Source organism: Amycolatopsis orientalis DSM 43388, assembly GCF_000411975.1.
GTDB lineage: Bacteria > Actinomycetota > Actinomycetes > Mycobacteriales > Pseudonocardiaceae > Amycolatopsis > Amycolatopsis orientalis_D.
In genome coordinates, this window is sequence record NZ_ASXG01000072.1 from 78,839 (window position 1) to 97,675 (window position 18,837).

At 69.7% G+C, this 18,837-nt stretch carries 15 protein-coding genes; 8 read left to right on the forward strand and 7 right to left on the reverse strand.

What is annotated here, in order from left to right:
- Positions 1-927, forward strand: coding sequence for an ABC-F family ATP-binding cassette domain-containing protein (locus L942_RS46310; protein WP_440201312.1), 927 nt, complete (start codon positions 1-3; stop codon positions 925-927).
- A 179-nt stretch (positions 928-1,106) separates the two neighbouring features.
- A complete protein-coding gene (locus tag L942_RS12530; protein WP_003071237.1) occupies positions 1,107-1,316 on the forward strand; it encodes a helix-turn-helix domain-containing protein in 210 nt (69 codons plus the stop codon).
- Here the strand turns inward: L942_RS12530 and L942_RS12535 are convergent.
- Complete coding sequence (locus tag L942_RS12535; protein WP_200862794.1) at positions 1,303-2,613, reverse strand: glycosyltransferase 87 family protein; 1,311 nt, start codon at positions 2,611-2,613, stop codon at positions 1,303-1,305. The genes L942_RS12530 and L942_RS12535 overlap by 14 nt on opposite strands.
- 238 nt (positions 2,614-2,851) lie before the next feature.
- Between L942_RS12535 and L942_RS12540 the strand changes: the two genes are divergently transcribed.
- The gene (locus L942_RS12540; protein WP_037359250.1) at positions 2,852-4,717 is read left to right on the forward strand and encodes an ABC transporter ATP-binding protein; all 1,866 of its coding nucleotides are present in this window, start codon (positions 2,852-2,854) and stop codon (positions 4,715-4,717) included.
- Positions 4,718-4,770: 53 nt separating this feature from the next.
- On the opposite strand, the gene L942_RS12545 is transcribed toward L942_RS12540, so the two are convergent.
- Positions 4,771-5,499, reverse strand: a complete 729-nt coding sequence (locus L942_RS12545) for a sugar isomerase domain-containing protein (RefSeq protein WP_037359252.1) — start codon at positions 5,497-5,499, stop codon at positions 4,771-4,773.
- A 92-nt stretch (positions 5,500-5,591) separates the two neighbouring features.
- Here L942_RS12545 and L942_RS12550 point away from each other — a divergent pair, with 92 nt between their 5' ends.
- The 4 genes from L942_RS12550 (at position 5,592) to L942_RS12565 (ending at position 9,549) form a co-directional block, all read left to right on the forward strand.
- Positions 5,592-6,305, forward strand: coding sequence for an alpha/beta hydrolase (locus L942_RS12550; protein ID WP_037359371.1), 714 nt, complete (start codon positions 5,592-5,594; stop codon positions 6,303-6,305).
- A gap of 89 nt (positions 6,306-6,394) precedes the next feature.
- Complete coding sequence (locus L942_RS12555; protein WP_037359253.1) at positions 6,395-7,648, forward strand: SAM-dependent methyltransferase; 1,254 nt, start codon at positions 6,395-6,397, stop codon at positions 7,646-7,648.
- A 108-nt stretch (positions 7,649-7,756) separates the two neighbouring features.
- Positions 7,757-8,947, forward strand: a complete 1,191-nt coding sequence (locus L942_RS12560) for an LCP family protein (RefSeq protein WP_037359255.1) — start codon at positions 7,757-7,759, stop codon at positions 8,945-8,947.
- Positions 8,948-9,021: 74 nt separating this feature from the next.
- Entirely contained in the window at positions 9,022-9,549 is a 528-nt protein-coding gene (locus L942_RS12565) for a GNAT family N-acetyltransferase (protein ID WP_037359256.1), read from the forward strand.
- A 45-nt stretch (positions 9,550-9,594) separates the two neighbouring features.
- On the opposite strand, the gene L942_RS12570 is transcribed toward L942_RS12565, so the two are convergent.
- On the reverse strand, positions 9,595-10,053 hold the full coding sequence (locus L942_RS12570) for a peroxiredoxin (protein ID WP_037359258.1): 459 nt from the start codon (positions 10,051-10,053) through the stop codon (positions 9,595-9,597).
- A gap of 251 nt (positions 10,054-10,304) precedes the next feature.
- Here L942_RS12570 and L942_RS12575 point away from each other — a divergent pair, with 251 nt between their 5' ends.
- Positions 10,305-10,523, forward strand: a complete 219-nt coding sequence (locus L942_RS12575) for a hypothetical protein (protein WP_037359261.1) — start codon at positions 10,305-10,307, stop codon at positions 10,521-10,523.
- 67 nt (positions 10,524-10,590) lie between these two features.
- Here the strand turns inward: L942_RS12575 and L942_RS12580 are convergent, their stop codons facing one another.
- The 4 genes from L942_RS12580 to L942_RS12595 all read right to left on the reverse strand — a co-directional run bounded on the left by L942_RS12580 (position 10,591) and on the right by L942_RS12595 (position 18,799).
- Complete coding sequence (locus tag L942_RS12580) at positions 10,591-12,426, reverse strand: diguanylate cyclase domain-containing protein (protein ID WP_037359264.1); 1,836 nt, start codon at positions 12,424-12,426, stop codon at positions 10,591-10,593.
- A gap of 264 nt (positions 12,427-12,690) precedes the next feature.
- Positions 12,691-14,094 carry a cytochrome P450 gene (locus tag L942_RS12585; protein WP_051165908.1) on the reverse strand — a complete coding sequence of 468 codons (1,404 nt, stop codon included), beginning with the start codon at positions 14,092-14,094 and terminating at the stop codon, positions 12,691-12,693.
- A 576-nt stretch (positions 14,095-14,670) separates the two neighbouring features.
- Positions 14,671-15,744, reverse strand: a complete 1,074-nt coding sequence (locus L942_RS12590) for a ribonucleotide-diphosphate reductase subunit beta (RefSeq protein ID WP_037359267.1) — start codon at positions 15,742-15,744, stop codon at positions 14,671-14,673.
- Positions 15,745-15,817: 73 nt separating this feature from the next.
- Complete coding sequence (locus tag L942_RS12595) at positions 15,818-18,799, reverse strand: ribonucleoside-diphosphate reductase subunit alpha (RefSeq protein WP_037359377.1); 2,982 nt, start codon at positions 18,797-18,799, stop codon at positions 15,818-15,820.
- Between the last annotated feature and the right edge of the window lie 38 nt (positions 18,800-18,837).

Below are 18,837 nucleotides of genomic sequence, written 5' to 3' on the forward strand. Positions count from 1 at the left end.
GTGTGGTTCCTCGACGCCACGCGCGGCGAGATCGACATCTACAACATGAGCTGGCAGCGCTACCTCGACGCGCGCGCCACCGACGAGAAGCGCCGCCGCCGCGAGCGCGCGAACGCCGAGAAGAAGGCGTCCGCGCTGCAGGCGCAGGCGGCGAAGCTCGGCGCGAAGGCGACCAAGGCCGTCGCGGCCAAGAACATGGCCCGGCGCGCGGAGCAGATGCTGTCCTCGCTCGACGAGACGCGCCAGGCGGACAAGGTCGCCCGGATCAAGTTCCCGGACCCGGCCCCGTGCGGGCGCACGCCGCTGACCGCGGACGGATTGTCCAAGTCGTACGGTTCGCTCGAGATCTTCACCGGAGTCGATCTGGCGATCGACCGCGGCTCCAAGGTCGTGGTCCTCGGATTGAACGGCGCCGGAAAGACGACTTTGCTCCGGCTGCTCGGCGGAATGGAAACGCCGGACACCGGATCGGTCGAATCGGGTCACGGATTGCGTTTGGGCTATTACGCACAGGAACACGAAACGCTCGATCACGAAGCGTCGGTGTGGGAAAACATCCGCCACCTCGCCCCGGACACCGGCGCGCAGGAGCTGCGGAACCTGCTCGGCTCGTTCCTGTTCACCGGCGAACAGCTCGACCAGCCCGCCGGAACGCTGTCCGGCGGCGAGAAGACCCGGCTCGCGCTCGCTGGACTCGTGTCCAGCCAAGCCAATGTGCTGCTGCTGGACGAACCGACGAACAACCTGGACCCGGCCAGCCGCGCGCAGGTGCTCGACGCGCTGCGCAGCTTCGCCGGCGCGGTCGTGCTGGTGACGCACGACCCGGGCGCGGTCGAGGCGCTCGAGCCCGAGCGCGTGATCCTGCTTCCGGACGGCACCGAGGACCACTGGTCCGAGGACTATCTGGAACTTGTCCAGCTTGCCTGACCGAGTGCGTCCGTTCGGGTGCTGACCGTGTCGGGCAAAGCACTGGAATGGCCCAATGTGATCGCGGTTTCGATCGTTTTACGGCTGTCGTCTGGCAATCCGGCGCGTAGTGTTCGATCATTGCCCCGGCAGGGGCCGCTAATGGCCCGGAACCACCACTCGGCGGGAAGGCGATCGACGTGGCTGATCTCAAGAAAGGCGCGCGGATCACCGGCAACACGCGCGACAAGCTGGCCGCTGACCTGAAGAAGAAATACGAGAAGGGCTCGAGCATCCGGGCGCTGGCCGAATCCACCGGACGGTCCTACGGGTTCGTCCACCGGGTGCTGTCGGAGTCCGGGGTCCAGCTGCGGGGGCGCGGCGGGGCCACGCGAGTCAAGAAGAAGTAGCGTCAGCGCGGCCGCTGCGCGGGGGGCGCACGGTCGGTCCGGTCGTCCGGAAGGTCAGCGCGGCGCCGAGGAGTACCAGCGGGTACACGAGGTAGCCGTACCGGGTGGCCGGGGTAAGCAGGATCAACGCGCCGAGTCCGACGGCGGTTCGCGTCAGTGCAGCGGATCCCGTCGCGGGGGGCCGGCGCGCCAGCCAGAGCAGCATCGCCGCCGCCGCAACACCCACCAGCACCAGGGAAATCACGGTGCCGGCCGGTCCGGTCTGCGCGATCAGGTGCCCGGGCAGCGGGCTCGCCGCGGGGGAGCGGACCGCGCCCATGCCGAGCGGGAAGCGGATCACGTGCTCGGTGAACGCCGCCGGGTTCACCAGATACACCGGCAGATGCAGGGCGATCGTCGCCGCGGTCAGCGCGGCCGCGAAGCGACCCGTTGCCGCCCAAGGATTTTCGCCGCGAGCGCGCTGGTGAACGTAGACCGCGAGCACCGCGGCGGCCGGCGCGACGATCAGTTTCGCGCTGATCACCAGCGCCAGCACGAACCCGGTCCATCCTGGACGGCCGGTCGCGGCGAGCGCGAAAGTCAGCACCAGCAGGCCCACGATCGCGAGGTCCGGCCCGGCCACCGCCCAGGTCAGCGCGGTCAGCGGACAGGCGATCGCCAGCTGTGCGGCGAAAACCGGGATCCGGGGCCGGTTCAGCAGCCGCCAGGACGCGTACGCGCAGAGCACCGCGGCCAGCGCGAACATCCAGCGCGCGTCGGTCAGTGCATTGAGGACCGGGTTGCCGCCCAGCAACGCGCGCGGCAGCCCGAAGACGGTCATCACCGGGCCGTACGGCGTGTAGTCGTTCACCTCCGGTGCGCGGTCGAGCGCGGCGAGGTCGACGTACGGCGTTCCGTGGCGCAGCAACAGATCCGCGCTGCGTTCGATCACCCAGACCTCGGGCTGCGCGGCCCAGGAAAACGGAGTGATCAGCCAGTCCGTTCCGGTCAGCCGCCGGAGCACGAGCACCAGCAGCGGCGCGCACATCGCGAGCACGACAATCGCGCCGATTCCGATCCAGCGCGAACCGAATTTGCCGTTAGTTTGCATTCCGCGGCGCGTGGAAATCATCAGCCACGCACTGTGCGCCGCGGCCAATCCGTATCCGGCGACGGCGAAATTTCCCCAGATCCGGTAGCCGTAGAACTCGGAAGCGAGCGCGGTGCCGAGTGCGAAGGCGAAGCAGCCGAGATAAAAGACGAGATCCCACGCGGCGACCCGCACCGGATGGGCCGCTTCGGCGCGCGCAGGGGCCATCAGCAGTTGCACCCGCGTTTCCTCCCCGGCTCGCCGACCCCGAAACGCCAGGCTACCGAGCCGGGCCGCGCCGCTCGCGCCCCGGCCCGGTCCCGAGGTCCGGGCGGGTCCCGCCGGGGAGGGTCGGCATCCGGCGCGGGCGTCGGGAAGAATGCCGGACGTCCCGGTGTTGTGCAGGGCATCTCCGGAAAAAAGTTCAACTAAACTAGAGGTTTTTGACAAACTGGGGGACACTCCAATGGACAACACCTGGGCGCTGCTGAGCTCCGCGATGCGGGCGGGCGACGCGCCGAAAGCGCTGACCCGGGGCACGGTCCGCCGGGTCGCGCGGTTCGCCCGGCCGCACTGGGCGCGGCTGCTGGCCTTCCTGGTGCTCACCGTGATCTCGGCGGTGCTCGCCGTGACGACCCCGGTGCTCGCGGGCAAGGTGGTCGACGCGATCGTCGGCAGGCACGAGCTGACCGTGGTCGTCTGGCTGTCGGTGGTGATCGCGGTGCTGGCGATCCTTGACGCCGGGTTCGGCCTCGCCGAGCGCTGGCAGTCGGCCCGGATCGGCGAGGGCATCATCTACGACCTGCGCGTGGCGGTGTTCGAGCACGTGCAGAAGCTGCCCATCGCGTTCTTCACCCGCACCCGCACCGGCGCGCTGGTCAGCAGGCTCAACAACGACGTGATCGGCGCGCAGCGCACGTTCACCGCGACTTTGTCCGGTTTGGTCACCAATGTGATCCAGCTGGCGCTGTCGCTGGTGGTGATGATGTCGCTCTCCTGGCAGGTCACGCTCGTCGCCCTGGTGCTGTTGCCGATTTTCGTGCTGCCCGCCCGGCGGCTCGGCCGGCGCATGGCCGGGCTGCAGCGCGAGGCCGCGCAGCTCAACGCCGGGATGACCACCCAGATGACCGAACGGTTCTCCGCGCCGGGCGCGACGCTGGTGAAGCTCTTCGGCCGGCCGCGGCAGGAGGTGGCCGACTTCGGCCTCCGCGCCGGGCGGGTGCGCGACATCGGGGTCCGCACCGCGATGCTGACGCGCTGGTTCATGACGAGCCTGACCCTCGTGTCCGCGCTCGCGCAGGCGCTGGTCTACGGTCTCGGCGGCTACCTGGCGCTCACCGGCAAGCTCGAGCCCGGCACCGTCGTGGCGCTGGCGCTGCTGCTGACCCGGCTGTACACGCCGCTGACCGCGCTCGCGAACGTGCGCGTGGACGTGATGACCGCGCTGGTGTCGTTCGAGCGGGTCTTCGAGGTGCTGGACCTGGAGCCGATGATCAAGGAGCCGGCCGAGCCGAAGAAACTGCCCGAGGGCGGGGTTTCGGTGGAGTTCTCCGACGTGAAGTTCGGGTACCCGGCGGCGGACAAGTTCTCGCTCGCGTCGCTGGAGGACGTGGCCACTTTGGACACCCGAGGCGGCGAAGAAGTGCTGCACGGCATCAGCTTCCGCGCCGAAGCCGGGCAGATGGTCGCGCTGGTCGGTTCGTCCGGCGCCGGCAAGTCGACGATCGCTTCGCTGCTGCCGCGGCTGTACGACGTGGACGCCGGTTCGGTCCGGCTGTCCGATGTGGACGTCAAGGACCTGGGCTTCGCTTCGCTGCGGGAAACCGTCGGAGTGGTGACCCAGGACGGGCACCTCTTCCACGACACGATCCGGGCCAACCTGAGCTACGCGCGCCCGGGCGTCACGGACGACGAGATCTGGGCCGCGCTGGAGAAGGCCCGGCTGGGCGAGCTGGTGCGCTCCCTGCCGGACGGACTGGACACGACCGTCGGCGAACGCGGCTACCGGCTCTCCGGCGGCGAACGGCAGCGGCTCACCATCGCGCGCTTGCTGCTGGCGCAGCCGAAGGTCGTCGTGCTGGACGAGGCGACCGCGCACCTGGATTCGGAATCCGAGGCCGCGGTGGGCGAAGCGCTCACCGGCGCGCTGGAAGGCCGGACGTCGCTGGTGATCGCGCACCGGCTGTCGACCGTGCGGGCGGCGGATCTGATTCTGGTGGTGGAAAACGGGGACATCGTGGAGCGCGGCACGCACGACGAGCTGCTGACGCTGGAAGGTCGGTACGCGGAGCTGTACCACACGCAGTTCTCGGAGGAGCCTGCTGCGGCGTAAGGACTCGTGAGTGGCGGCGCCGGTTCTAACCGGCGCCGCCACTCACGACGCGATCAGCGCAGGGCGGGCACCCGAGGTTCGTACTTCGCCAGCAGCGCCGCGTTCGCCGCGTCGCCACCCTCCACATTGGAGCTGCGCCACAGCGGAACGTCGAGCCCTTCCGCGGCGCCCCGGTCGTACACCTCGGCCAGAATCAGGTTCCACAGGAACGCGTTGACCACAGTGGACAGTGGCCCGGTCCGCGGCGCGGACGCCGGGTAGCTCGCGTCGCCGGGAATCACCAGCGAATCCAGCACCACGGTGCCTTCCTCGACCAACGTCGTGGCGGACCGTCGCGGCGCGGCGGCCACGCAAGCCCGCGACGTCACCGCGATCACCGCGGCGCCCCGGCGGCGGGCGCCGGCGGCCAGTTCGACCGGGTACGGATTCACCCCGGACGTGGAAAACACGACCAGCACGTCGTCCGGTCCCGGCGCGCGTTCGTTCAGCACCTCTTCGGCGAGCCCGGAACGGCGCTCGGTGCGCGTGCTCTGCTGCGCGCCGTGCAGCGGCAGCAGTTCCGGGTGGTACAGCGGATACACGCAGGCGAGCCCGCCCGCGCGGTAGAACGTCTCGGCGACCGCCGCGAGCGAGTGCCCGGCGCCGGCGGTGAAGACCAGCGCGTCGGCCCGGATCACCCCCAGCAGCAGGTCGGCGGCGGCGGACACCTGCGCGGCGTTGGCCTTCGCGGCCGCCGCGAGCTGGTCCGAAGTGCTCTTCCCGAGATCCGTGGCGCTCACCACACCTGCCCTTCCTCGCGGGTCCGGGCACCGAATCTATCGGGTGGACACGCTTCGTGGTGGATTACCGTGGAGTTGATCGAACGGGGGTGCCGGTGAACGGGAAACGGCAAGGCGGCCAGGCGGATCCGGCCGTGCGGGTGTGGCGCGCCCCCGGGCAGACCCGCGCGGTGGCGCTCGTGCTGCACGGCGGGGCCGAACGCAGCACGGCGGTCGTGCGGCCGTGGCGGCTGGCGTATCAGCGGATGGTGCCGCTGGCCCGTTCGCTGCACCGCGCCGGACGGCGGCACGGGCTGGAAGTCCGGCTGATGCGGAACCGGGTGTACGGCTGGAACGGGCGGACCGAAAGCCCGGTGCCGGACGCCCGCTGGGCGCTGGAGCGCATCCGCGCCGACCATCCCGGTCTTCCCGTCGTCCTCGTCGGCCATTCGATGGGCGGCCGCGTCGCGCTGCGCGTCGCCGACGACCCGGCGGTGACCGGGGTGTGCGCGCTGGCCCCGTGGACGCCGCGGGACGAGCCGGTGGACGCGGTGGCGGGCCGCGCGGTGCTGATCGCGCACGGCACCCGCGACCGGATGACCTCGCCCGCCGAGTCCTACTCCTTCGCCGCGCGCGCCCGCGAGGTCACCGACCTGGTGGCGCGGTTCGAGATCGCCGGCGAGGGCCATTCGATGCTCCGCCGTCCCGCGGTCTGGACCCGGCTGATGTGTGCTTTCACACTGGACCGGATCGGAGTGGGCGAGACGGACGAGACTCTCCGGCAGGCCTGGTCCCGCCCTTCCGGCGACCGGCTGCGCATCCCGGGGTGACCGGAGGGCGCGGCCCGGTCGCGAGGGCAGCGGGGACGAAGCGGGAATATCATGGGGAAGGGCTCGAAAGCCCGTTCGGAGGGAGTGTCTTGTCCACGTCACGAGTCGATCCGGCGGCGGTCTCGCAGCCGGTGCCCGACGAATCCCGATGGCCCGGCCTCGCCACGCCGCCGCGTTCGCCGCTGCGGGCCCGCGCGGCCGAGGCGCTGTTCCGGCACGCGGTGAAAACGCTGGCCGTGCGGGTCACGTTCCCGGACGGCACGGTGCTCGGCGCGGGCGGCCCGGACGCACCGGAAATGCGCATCCACCGGCCCGCGGCGTTCTTCCACCGGCTCGGAGCCGACGCGAAGATCGGCTTCGGCGAGGCGTACCTGGTCGGCGACTGGACCGCGGAAGACCTGGCCGGCGTGCTGACGCCCTTCGCCGAGCGGCTCGCCACGCTCGTGCCGCCTTTCCTGCAGCGGTTCCGCCGGTTCGCCGAGCGGATGCAGCCGTCCGAGGAAGAGAACACGATCGAGGGCGCGCGGGCGAACATCCACCGGCACTACGACCTGTCGAACGACCTGTTCAGCGCCTTCCTGGACGAGTCGATGATGTACTCCTCGGCGCTGTTCGGCCCCGGGGACACGCTCACGCAGGCGCAGCACCGCAAGCTCGACAGCGTGCTCGACTACGCCGGCGTCCGCGAAGGCAGCGAGGTGCTGGAAATCGGCACCGGGTGGGGCGAATTGTCCATTCGCGCGGCCTCGCGCGGCGCGAAGGTGACGTCGCTGACGATCTCGCAGGAGCAGAAGGTGCTGGCCGACGCGCGGATCGCCGAGGCGGGCTTCTCCGACCGCGTCGACGTGCGGCTGTGCGACTACCGCGAGGCCACCGGCGAGTACGACTCGGTGGTCAGCGTGGAGATGATCGAGGCGGTCGGCGCGTCCTACTGGCCCACGTTCTTCTCCACGATCGGCAAGCGCCTGCGCCCCGGCGGGCGGTTCGGCCTGCAGGCGATCACCATGGACCACGACCGGATGCTGGCCTCGGCCAAGTCCTACACGTGGATCCACAAGTACATCTTCCCCGGCGGCATCATCCCGTCGGTGCAGGCGATCGAGGACGGGATGCGCGAGAACACCCGGCTGAAGCTGGCCGGGATGCGCGAGTTCGGCCAGGACTACGCCCGCACGCTCAAGCTGTGGCGGGAGCGGTTCCAGCAGCGCTGGGACGACATCCGCGGCTTCGGGTTCGACGACGTGTTCCGGCGGATGTGGGAGTTCTACCTGGCCTACTCCGAGGCAGGGTTCCGGTCCGGGCACCTGAAGGTCCACCAGTTCGGGTTCGCCGACCCGCGCTGAGGCCGTCTCACCCCGCCGGGACAACCCGCGTAGGGTCCCGCACGTCCACCGCAGGAGGACCGTGCAGGGACTCTGCGCGGCCACACACCGGATCGGGGAGACAGGCCCATGACGTACGGAGGCGACGACGGCAGGCGGCGGATGCCGCCCCGGCCACCGCAGCCCCCCGCACGCCCGCGCCAGCAGCAGCGGGCGCAGATGCTGCCGCTGCCGGGGAGAGGGCAGAGCCCGTATGACGGCCGCACCCGGCCGATGGGCGCCCGCGGCGAGGCTCCGCCGCCGCCCGCGCCGCCGAGGCAAGACCCGCCGGACTACGGGGGCCGTCCGCCGCGGCCGCGCCGTCGCCGCCGGTGGAGCGTCGGCAAGATCCTGATGACGCTGCTGATCGTGTTCGTGCTGTTCCTCGGCGCGGTCTGGGCGTACCTGGAGTTCTCCATCAACCGGGTGGACGCGATCGGCGACTACTCCGGGCGCCCGGCCGCGGCGTCGGGCACGAACTGGCTGATCGTCGGCTCGGACAGCCGTCAGGGCCTGTCCGCGGCCGACGAGGAGCGGCTGGCCACCGGCGACACCGGCGAGGCGGGCGGTTCGCGCACCGACACGATCATGATCGCGCACATCCCGGACAATTCGACCAAGCCGACGCTGCTGAGCCTGCCGCGCGACTCGCAGGTGAAAATCCCCGGCCACGGCACGAGCAAGATCAACGCCGCGTTCGCGCTCGGCGGGCCGAAACTCCTGGTCCAGACGGTCGAACAGGCCACCGGCCTGCACATGGACCACTACGCGGAGATCGGCTTCGGCGGTTTCGCGAACATCGTCGACGCGATCGGCGGGGTCGACATGTGCATCGACAAGGACATGAACGACCCGATGACCGGCATCGACATCAAGGCGGGCTGCCAGAAGCTCGACGGACGCTCGGCGCTCGGCTTCGTCCGGATGCGGCACGCCGACGCGACGCCGCGCTCGGACCTCGACCGCGTGGCGAACCAGCGGAAGTTCATCGGCGCGCTGGTGAGCCAGGTGGCGAGCCCGGGGACGCTGCTGAACCCGTTCGACTTCTTCCCGCTGCTCGGCTCCGCGCCGGACGCGCTGACCATGGACACCGGCGACCACGTGCACAACCTGGTCGGCCTGGCGATCGCGATGCGCGGCATTTCCTCCGACGGGGTCACGACCACCACGATGCCGATCACCGACGCGTCGGCGCAGCACTGGGACAAGAAGAAGTCCGCGCAGCTGTTCGACGCGCTGAAGAACGACACCGAGGTGCCGCAGGACATCCTGGTGAAGTAACGCGTGCCGGGGACGGCGGCGGGCCGCGGGGAAATTCGCGAGCCTGCCGCCGTTTCCGCTGTCAGGATGGCGGCATGGAAGACAGGCTTGCCGATGGCGTGGTCACCCTCGTCCGCTGGCGCCCGGAGCATCGGGACCGGCTCGTGGACGCGGTCGTGGGATCTCTGGACCACCTGGCCGCGTGGATGCCCTGGGCGATCGACGGCTACGACCAGGCCAAGGGGGACGAGTTCCTCGCCCGTGTGGCCGCGGACTGGGAGCGCGGCGAGGAGTACAACTACGCGATCTGCTCGCCGGACGACGAACTGGCCGGCAGCTGCGGCCTGATGCGGCGCGGGGACGGGTGGGAGATCGGGTACTGGCTCGCGAAGTCCCAGACTGGCAAGGGATATGTGACGCGGGCGAGTGCTTTGCTGGTCGAGTTGGCTTGGCGGCTGGGCGCTTCGCACGTGGTGATCAGGCATGACGCGCACAACGCCCGCAGCCGTGCCGTTCCGGAGCGGCTGGGATTTTCCCGGGCGGGGGAGGAGAATGCGGAGCCGCCGCTGCCGTCGGCGTGCAGCGGGGTGCACGTGATCTGGCGGCTTGAGCGGCCCGCGTAGGCCTTCGGCCGTGTCCCGCCGCGGGAGCGCTCGTCGCCGGGGAGGTCAGGCGTCCGCGCGCTCCCGCAGCACCTTCAACGCGCGATCCGCGTGCGCGGTGAAGTTGAGCTCGCTCTTGATCACGTCCAGCACCCGCCGGTCGGTCCCGATCACGAACGTCTGCCGTTTCGTGTGCAGGGGCAGGATTTTGCGCCAGACGCCGAACTGCTTCGCCACCACACCGTCCACATCGGACAGCAGCGGATAGTCGAACCCGTGCTTCGCGGAGAACTCGCGCTGCTTGCCGACGGCGTCCGGGCTGATGCCGACGCGCTGCGCGCCCGCCTCGGCGAATTCCGCGGCGAGGTCCCGGAAGTGGCAGCTTTCCGCGGTGCAGCCGGACGTCATCGCGGCCGGATAGAAGAACAGCACGACCGGACCGTCGGCGAGCAGGGCGGACAGGGTGCGTTCGACGCCCTGGTCGTCGGGGAGGGTGAAATCGGGGGCGAGGTCGCCAGGCTGCATCGCGGAGGGGTCCTTCCCGTCGGATCGATGGCTCTTATCTTGCCCGGGCGTTGGTTCCGCCGCGCGGCGGCCCGAGCCGTGGGGCCAGGAGGCCGCGGCAGGCGGCAGGCGACGGAGGTCGTAACGTGCGGCACGACCTACGCACGATGAAAGGCGTCTTCGATATCCCCGCAAGCGGCGGCGAAAAGCTGACGTAGGGAACGGCCTGCAAGTGCACCGGTACCTACTCGGACGCGGAAGCTGGAGCACCGGTGCGCGTCTACGACGGCGACGGCGAGGTGATCGCTCAAGGCACATTGCCGAACGGGACCTTCCAAATCACTCCCATTGGCAGCGCGTGCGTCTTCTCGGTCGCGGTGTACGAGGTCCCGGGCGGGCTGCTGCAATACGGAGTCCAGATCGGCCAGCACGGCGTGCGCCCGGTGAATTCGGACGAGATGCACGCGTGGGTGTTCCGCTACGCCAGCTAGCAAAACCGGGTCCGAACCCGCCCCGGGCCAGCCTCGACGGACTGCGGAGATCGTGGGCTTTCGGCCGTCAGCTGGCGTGCCGGGCGATCATTTCGTCCACCTCGTCGCCCGTCGCGGACTCCGCCACGAACGAACCGCGCGCCGCGAGCACGCCCTGTTCCCGCAGGCGGGCCGCGTGCCTGTCGTCGCGCACGCCCTCCGCGCCGATGCGCAGTCCCAGTTCCTTCGCGCGCGTGACCAGTTGCGACAGGTGCCGCACGTCGGTCTCGGCCGGGTCCGGGACGGCCAGTGCGTCGACGACCGGGCCGCTCAGGATGACGTGCTTGACCGGGAGCTGGTAGCGCGGGATGAGTTCCAGGTCGGACGATCCGGTGATGGTGAGCACGAGCTGCGCGCCGAGGTCGGCGAGGACGCTGAACGAGTCCAGCAGTTCTCCCTCGCCGTCGAACATCGACGCGCGGTCGGTGCACAGCCGCAGCGCTCGCGCGGGCAGGTGGTGCCGGTCCAGCTGGTTCTTCACCAGCAGCACCAGATCCGGGTCGATGGCCAGCTGGTTCGGCAGCTTGATGCAGACGTCCGGCGCGGCCGGGCCGTACCGTTCTCGCCAGCGCGCGGTCGCGCCGAGCGATTCCTGCAGCAGCCATTTGCCGAGCGGGATGGTCATGCCGGTGGTCTGCGCGAGCGGGTAGAACTCCTCCGGCCCGAGTTCGCCGCGTTCCGGGTGGCTCCAGAGCAGGCCGGCGTTCACCGCGGCGATCTCGTCCGGTTTCGCGAGCTTGACCGTCGGCTGGTAGACCAGCGAGAACTCGCCGTTCTCCAGCGCGCCGGCGATCACCGCGCCGAGCTGGTAGCGGTCGCGGTCTCGCTCGTCGAGCTGCGGGTCGAACAGCATCCACTGCGCCTTGCCCGCCTCTTTGGCGCGGTGCAGCGCGAGTTCAGCCGCGCGCAGCAGGTCTCCGTGGGTGCCTTCGTTCGCCGGGCGCACGACGATCCCGATGCTCGCGCTGACGCCGATGCCGTGCCCGTCGACGTACACCGGCTCGCTCAGTTCCTCCAGCACCCGGTCGGCCAGCACGACGGTCTCCTGCGCGGTCAGCTCCGGGCCGCGCAGCAGCACCGCGAAGCCGTCGCCGGACAGCCGCGCGACGTAGCCCTCGTGCTGACCGGCGAACACCGCCTTCAGCTTCCGCGAGATCGCCTTCAGCACCAGGTCGCCCATTCCGGCGCCGAGCCCGTCGTTGATCACCTTGAAGCCGTCGATGTCCAGGTACAGCAAGGCGATCTCGTCGGAGCCGCCCGAGCCGAGCGCGACTTCCAGCTGGGCGTTGAACGCGGCGCTGTTCGGCAGGCCGGTCAGCGAATCGTGCAGGTTCTGGTGCCGCAGCCGCTCGCCGAGCAGGTGCAGGTCGTCGTCATCGGCCGCCATGAACACCGGGAAGTACGTGCCCGGGCGGTCGCCGGGCAGCGACGCGAGCGTGACGTTCGTGGTCAGTTCGCCGTCGCGGCTGTGGCCGAGCTGCACGCTCTGGACGGTCCGGCGGGCGTCGGCGGCGAGCGGCAGGCCGTCGAGCGCGGCGCGCAGCCGTTCGGCGTCCTGCGGACCGGCCGCGAGATCCGCGATGTGCTTGTCCCGCAGCTCGATCGGGGACGCGCCGAGCAGCCGGGCCAGCGCCGGGTTCGCCTCGACGACGGTCCCGTCGGAATCGGTGAGCGCGATGCCGAGCGGCGCGGAGGAGAAGAGCGCGGTGAACCGGCGCGTGGCGCCGGCGTCCTCGGGACGCGCGGCGACCTCGCCGGCGAAGTCGAGCAGGATGCGCTCCACCTCGGCGGGAGGGAGCGTTACTCCGTTGGTGTCAGTCAGCGCCGCCGCGTACTTGCGCGCGACGTCGACCAACCCTGGCATGGCACCAGGCTCCGGCACACTCCACCTCTTCATACGCGGACAAAGACCAGCTCAGACCCGGTGCGGAGGATCCGAAGACCCACACTGGGTACGAGTTGGCCGCAAGTGATGCCACGGCATCACGGACCAAACAGGGTGTCTACCGGCTGAACGAGTGATGGGCACTACACAACTGGTGACGTCAAGTCACCTTGAGTACACGAAGGTGGCCTGTACTGCGGCTTCGTCTCCAGCTGTCGACCTTTCCGTCCCGCTCGGCGGCCGTCAACGATAGGCCAACCGTGCGGGGAGGCCGTCGGCGGGCACCGGAAGCGAGACGTAATCCCACTTGGCGACGTAGGCCTCGGGCACCGACCAGCGGTGCGCCCGCAGCAGCTCGTGCAGGAGCGCTTTCACCTCCAGCCCGCCGAACTGCAGCCCGATGCACTTGTGCGCGCCGCCGCCGAAGGGCATCCACGCGAACCGGTGCGACTTGTCCTCGCGGCGGTCCGGGCCGAACCGCTCGGGGTCGAACCGCAGCGGATCGGTCCAGTGGTCGGGGGAGTAGTGGTTCAGCGTCGGCGAAACCGCGACCATCGTGCCTTCCGGCAGGTAGCGGCCGAGGACGGCAGTGTCCTTTGTGGTCTTCCGCGCCAGCGACGGCACCGGCGCGCGCAGCCGCAGCGCCTCCTTCATGACCAGGTCGAGCGTTTCGAGGCTTTCCAGCGCTTCGAGATCCGGCAGGTCGTCTCCCAGGCGCAGCGACTCTTCGCGGGCGCGCTCCTGCCATTCCGGGTGTTTCGCGAGGTAGTAGGCCATCGCGCTGGCGGTGATGGTGGTCGTGTCGTGCGCGGCCATCATCAGGAAGATCATGTGGTTGACGATGTCCGCGTCGCTGAACCGGTCGCCGCCCTCGGAAACCGCGTGGCAGAGGGCGGAGAACAGGTCGTCGCCGTCCGCTTCGCGCTTCGCCGCCAGGTTCTCGCCGAAATAGCGCTCGAGCGTCCGCCTGCCGCGCAAACCCGCGGCCCAGCGACCGCCAGGCACCGGATACCGCACCACGGCAGTACCGGCGCGCACAGCCGCCACGAACGCGCGGTTGATGCGTTCGGCGTCGGCGGCGGAGCGCATGCCCATGAACACCTGCGTCGCGACGTCCAGCGTCAGCTGTTTGAACGCCCAGTACAGCCGGGGACGTCCGGACGGCAGCGCCGCGACGCCTTCGCGCAGCGCCGGACCCATCTGCGCGACATAGCCGCGGAGCCGGTCGCGGGTGAACGCCTCCTGCATGATCCGCCGGTGCAGGTGGTGCTCGCCGAAATCGAGCAGCATCAGCCCGCGCTCGAAGAACCGCTCGATGAAGAACTTCCAGCCCTCCTGGGAAAAGGCCTTGTCCTTGTTCACGAGCGCGGTCTGGGTGGCCTCCGGCCCGGACAGCGTCACGATCCGCTGGCCGAACACGCCCATCCACGACACCGGGCCGAACTGCTCGAAGCGGCGCAGGCTGAAGTCGAGGCCGAACCGCATCCCGTCGAGCGTGTGCCCGATCAGCGGCGGCCCGTCGTCGCCGAGGACCGGTTTCAGGCCGCTGCCCGCCGGCGGCGCGGCGAGTTCGCGGACCGGCCAGCGCGCGCCGAGCCAACGTTCGTCCACCTTGCGCGGCAACGGGATCGCGGTCAGCGGCGGCATCCGGCCGCGCAGGTTTTCCGACAGCTTCGTGACGCCGTCGCTGCCGGCGTGGGCGAGGCTGCCGAGCGCGCCGCCCGCCGTCGGGGTTCCGGTTTTCGAGGTCGCGTCCGCCATGGAGGCCCTCCCGGTCCGGGATATCGGTCGCCCTCCACGGTCCACCGTTATTGACGTCTTGACAATACTCGTGGGTGCGCCGTTCGGGTGGTCCTCCGGCGCGATGCGGCTGCGCCGTCCGGTGCCGGTGGGGTTCGGAGGGCGGATTCCGGGTCGTGCTGGCCAGATGCGGCCGTGCTGGTTCGGCGACTGCGGGTCTTGGGTCCTGCTCGTCGCCTGGCGGCGACATTGCAGTTGGGGTGGCGTGGGGCACCCCGAAGCCCGATTGTGCTGACGGTCTGGGGGTGCTTGTCAAGGCGGGAAAGATGCCTTGACAAGCACCCCCAGACCGCAGGGAGGCTTCGTATCGGGGTGCAGGGTGGGGGCTGGCTGCACGGGGCGGTGGGCGGGTTCGGTTCCTGGGGTATAGCAATGCGGCCACACCCCGGATGGGGCCGGGGCGTGGCCGCTTTCAGCGTGGGATCAGTCCCAGTCCAGCGCGCCGCCGGACTGGTATTCGATGACGCGGGTCTCGAAGAAGTTCTTCTCCTTCTTAAGGTCCATTGCCTCCGACATCCACGGGAACGGGTTCTCGTTTTCGCCGTAGATCGGGGGCAGGCCGATCTGCTGCGCGCGCCGGTCGGTGATGAAGTGCATGTACTGCTCGCACAGGTCGGCCGACAGCCCGAGCATGCCGCGCGGCATGGTGTCGCGGGCGTAGGCGACTTCCAGCTCGCACGCTTCCTGCAGCATCCCGCGCACCTCGGCCTGGAACTCCTCGGTCCACAGGTGCGGGTTCTCGATCTTGATCTGGTTGATGCAGTCGATGCCGAAGTTCAGGTGGATCGACTCGTCGCGCAGGATGTACTGGTACTGCTCGGCGATGCCGACCATCTTGTTCCGCCGGCCCAGCGAGAGGATCTGCGCGAAACCGGTGTAGAACCACATGCCCTCGAAGATCACGTAGAACGCTACGAGGTCGCGCAGGAACGCCTGGTCGGCCTCCGGCGTGCCGGTCTCGAAGTCCGGGTTCTCCAGGTTCTGCGTGTACTTCAGCGCCCACGCGTCCTTGTCCGAAATGGACGGCACCTCGCGGTACATGTTGAACAGCTCGCCCTCGACCAGGCCGAGGCTTTCGCAGATGTACTGGAAGGTGTGCGTGTGCACGGCCTCCTCGAAGGCCTGGCGCAGCAGGTACTGGCGGCACTCCGGGTTGGTGATCTGCCGGTACACCGCGAGCACGATGTTGTTGGCCACCAAGGACTCCGCCGTGGCGAAGAAGCCGAGGTTGCGCTTGAGCATCTGCCGCTCGTCCTCGGTGAGGCCGTCCGGCGACTTCCACAGCGCGATGTCGGCCTGCATCGCGACCTCGGTCGGCATCCAGTGGTTGTTGCACGCCGCGAGGTACTTGTCCCAGGCCCACCGGTACTTCATCGGCAGCAGCTGGTTGACGTCGGCGCGCGCGTTGATCATCCGCTTGTCGTCGACGTTGATCCGGGCCGCGCCGACCTCGATCTCGCCGAGGCCGGTCGCGTCCGTCGTTTCCACGTTGGTCATTCAGGGTCACCTTGGGAGTCGGGGGTCGTGAGTGGCTATGCCGGTTCTAACCGGCATAGCCGCTCACGAGGCGTTACTGGCAGGCTTCGCAGTCGGGGTCGTCGATCCGGCAGGCCGCGCCCTCGGCGGCGACGAAGTCGACGTCGGTCTTCGGCATCTCCTTCGGCTCCGCCGGGACGGCCGCGGCGGGCGACGGCGACGGCGCGGGGGAGACGGCCGGAACCGCGGCGGACGGCGACGGCGACGGCGCCGGGGAAGGCGCGGCAGCCGGAACCGCGGCGGCCGGAGCAGCCGGGGCCGGGGTGGCGGAGACGGCGTTCAGCTTGCCGTCGGTGCCGCGCAGGGTGCTCTTCTCCACGTGCGTCGCGGACTGCGCCCGCAGGTAGTACGTGGTCTTGAGGCCCTTGTGCCAGGCGTAGCGGTACAGCTCGTCGAGCTTGCGGCCGCTCGGCGCCGCGATGTAGAGGTTCAGCGACTGCGCCTGGTCGATCCACTTCTGCCGCACCGAACCGGCGTCCACGATCCACTTCGACTCGATCTCGAAGGCCGTCGCGTACAGCGCCTTGAGGTCGTCCGGGACGCGGTCGATCTGGCCGAGGCTGCCGTCGAAGTACTTCAGGTCGCTGACCATGACCTCGTCCCACAGGCCGCGCGCCTTGAGGCTCTTGACCAGGTGCGGGTTCACGACGGTGAAGTCGCCGGACATGTTCGACTTGACGTACAGGTTCTGGAACAGCGGCTCGATCGACTGGCCGACGCCGGAGATGTTGGAGATCGTCGCGGTCGGCGCGATCGCCATCACGTTCGAGTTGCGCATGCCGACGGTCTTGACGCGCTCGCGCAGCGGGGCCCAGTCCAGCGTCGTGGAGGTGTCGACGTCGAGGCCGTCGCCCTGGCGGGCGTCGATGAGCAGCTGCATCGAGTCGATCGGCAGGATTCCCTTGCTCCACAAGGAACCCTCGAACGTCTGGTACTGCCCGCGCTCCTCGGCGAGGTCGGTCGAGGCCGAGATCGCGTAGTAGGAGAGGTGCTCCATCGAGACGTCGGCGAACTTCACCGCTTCTTCCGACGCGAACGGCACGCCCAGCTCGAACAGCGCGTCCTGGAAGCCCATGATGCCCAGGCCGACCGGACGGTGGCGCAGGTTGGAACGGCGCGCCTCCGGGATCGTGTAGAAGTTGATGTCGATCACGTTGTCGAGCATGCGGACCGCGGTGCGTACGGTCTTCTCGAGCCGCTTCGTGTCGAGGCCTTCAGGGGTGACGTGCTTGAGCAGGTTCACCGAGCCGAGGTTGCAGACCGCGACCTCGTCGGTGGTCGTGTTCAGCGTGATCTCGGTGCACAGGTTGGACGAGTGCACGACGCCGACGTGCTGCTGCGGCGAGCGCAGGTTGCACGGGTCCTTGAAGGTGATCCACGGGTGCCCGGTCTCGAACAGCATGGTCAGCATCCGCCGCCACAGCTCGACCGCGCGGACCTTGCGGAACACCTTGATCTCGCCGCGCGCGGCGGCCGCCTCGTACTCGCGGTAGCGCTGCGCGAACGCGTTGCCGTAGAGGTCGTGCAGATCCGGCGTCTCGTTCGGCGAGAACAGCGTCCACTCGGCGTTCGCCTCGACGCGGCGCAGGAACTCGTCCGGGACCCAGTTGGCGGTGTTCATGTCGTGCGTGCGCCGCCGGTCGTCGCCGGTGTTCTTGCGCAGGTCGAGGAATTCCTCGATGTCGACGTGCCAGGTCTCCAGGTACGCGCACGCCGCGCCCTTGCGCTTGCCGCCCTGGTTGACCGCGACCGCGGTGTCGTTGGCGATCTTCAGGAACGGCACGACGCCCTGGGACTGGCCGTTGGTGCCCTTGATGTGCGCGCCGAGGCCGCGGACCGGGGTCCAGTCGTTGCCGAGGCCGCCGGAGTACTTGGCCAGCAGCGCGTTGTTCTTGTACGCCTGGAAGATCGAGTCCAGGTCGTCGTCCACGGTGGTCAGGAAGCAGGACGACAGCTGGGCGCGGTTGGTGCCGCTGTTGAACAGCGTCGGGGTGGACGCCATGAAGTGGAACGTCGACAGCAGTTCGTAGAACTCGATCGCGCGGGCTTCGCGGTTGTCCTCGCGGATCGCCAGGCCCATCGCGACGCGCATGAAGAACGCCTGCGGCAGCTCGAACCGCACGCCGTCGTGGTGCTGGAAGTACCGGTCGTAGAGGGTCTGCAGGCCGAGGAAGCCGAAGTCGAGGTCGCGCTCGGGGCGGATCGCGGCGGTGATCTTGTCCAGGTCGAACGTGGTCAGCTCGGCGTCGACGAGTTCGAGTTCGACGGCGCGGCGCAGGTAGGCGCGGAAGTACGGCGCGTACTCGCTCGCCATCTCGTCCTGGCTGGCCTGGCGCGGGGCGCCGGCGAGGTAGCTCAGCGCTTCGCCGCGCAGCTTGTCCAGCAGCAGCCGGGCGGACACGAACGAGTAGTTCGGCTCCTGCTCGACGAGCACGCGCGCGGCCATGATCTGCGCGAGCGCAAGTTCGTCGGCGGTGATGCCGTCGTAGAGGTTGCGCTTGGCCTCGGCCAGCACCGGCTCGGCGGACACGTCCTCGAGCCCGGCGACGGCCTCGCCGACGACGTGCGAGACGCGCGCCCAGTCGAGCGGGCGCAGCGATCCGTCGGCGGCCTTGACGTTCAGCGCGACCTCGGCCGACGCCGGCGCGGCGGCCTCGCGGGCCTTCGCGCGCTCTTCGCGGTACAGCACGTAGGCGCGGGCGACCTTGTGGTGCTCGCCGCGCATCAGGGCGAGTTCGACCTGGTCCTGGATCTGCTCGATGTGCAGCGCGGTCTCCGGGCCGGTGTGGCGCAGCAGAGCCGCCTCGACCTGTCCGGTCAGCTCCGCGACCACGTGGTGCACGCGGGAGGACGCGGCGGCGTCGCCGCCCTCGACCGCGAGGAAGGCCTTGGTCAGCGCCACCGAGATCTTGGCCGCGTCGAAGGGCGAGACGCTTCCGTCCCGCCGGATGACGCGGACCGCGCTCGGGGCCCCCTCCGCCGCCGACGGCGGCCGCTGACCGGTTTCCACTGACATGCGTGTCTCCAACAGTTCCTCGAAATGGGCGCGTTGCA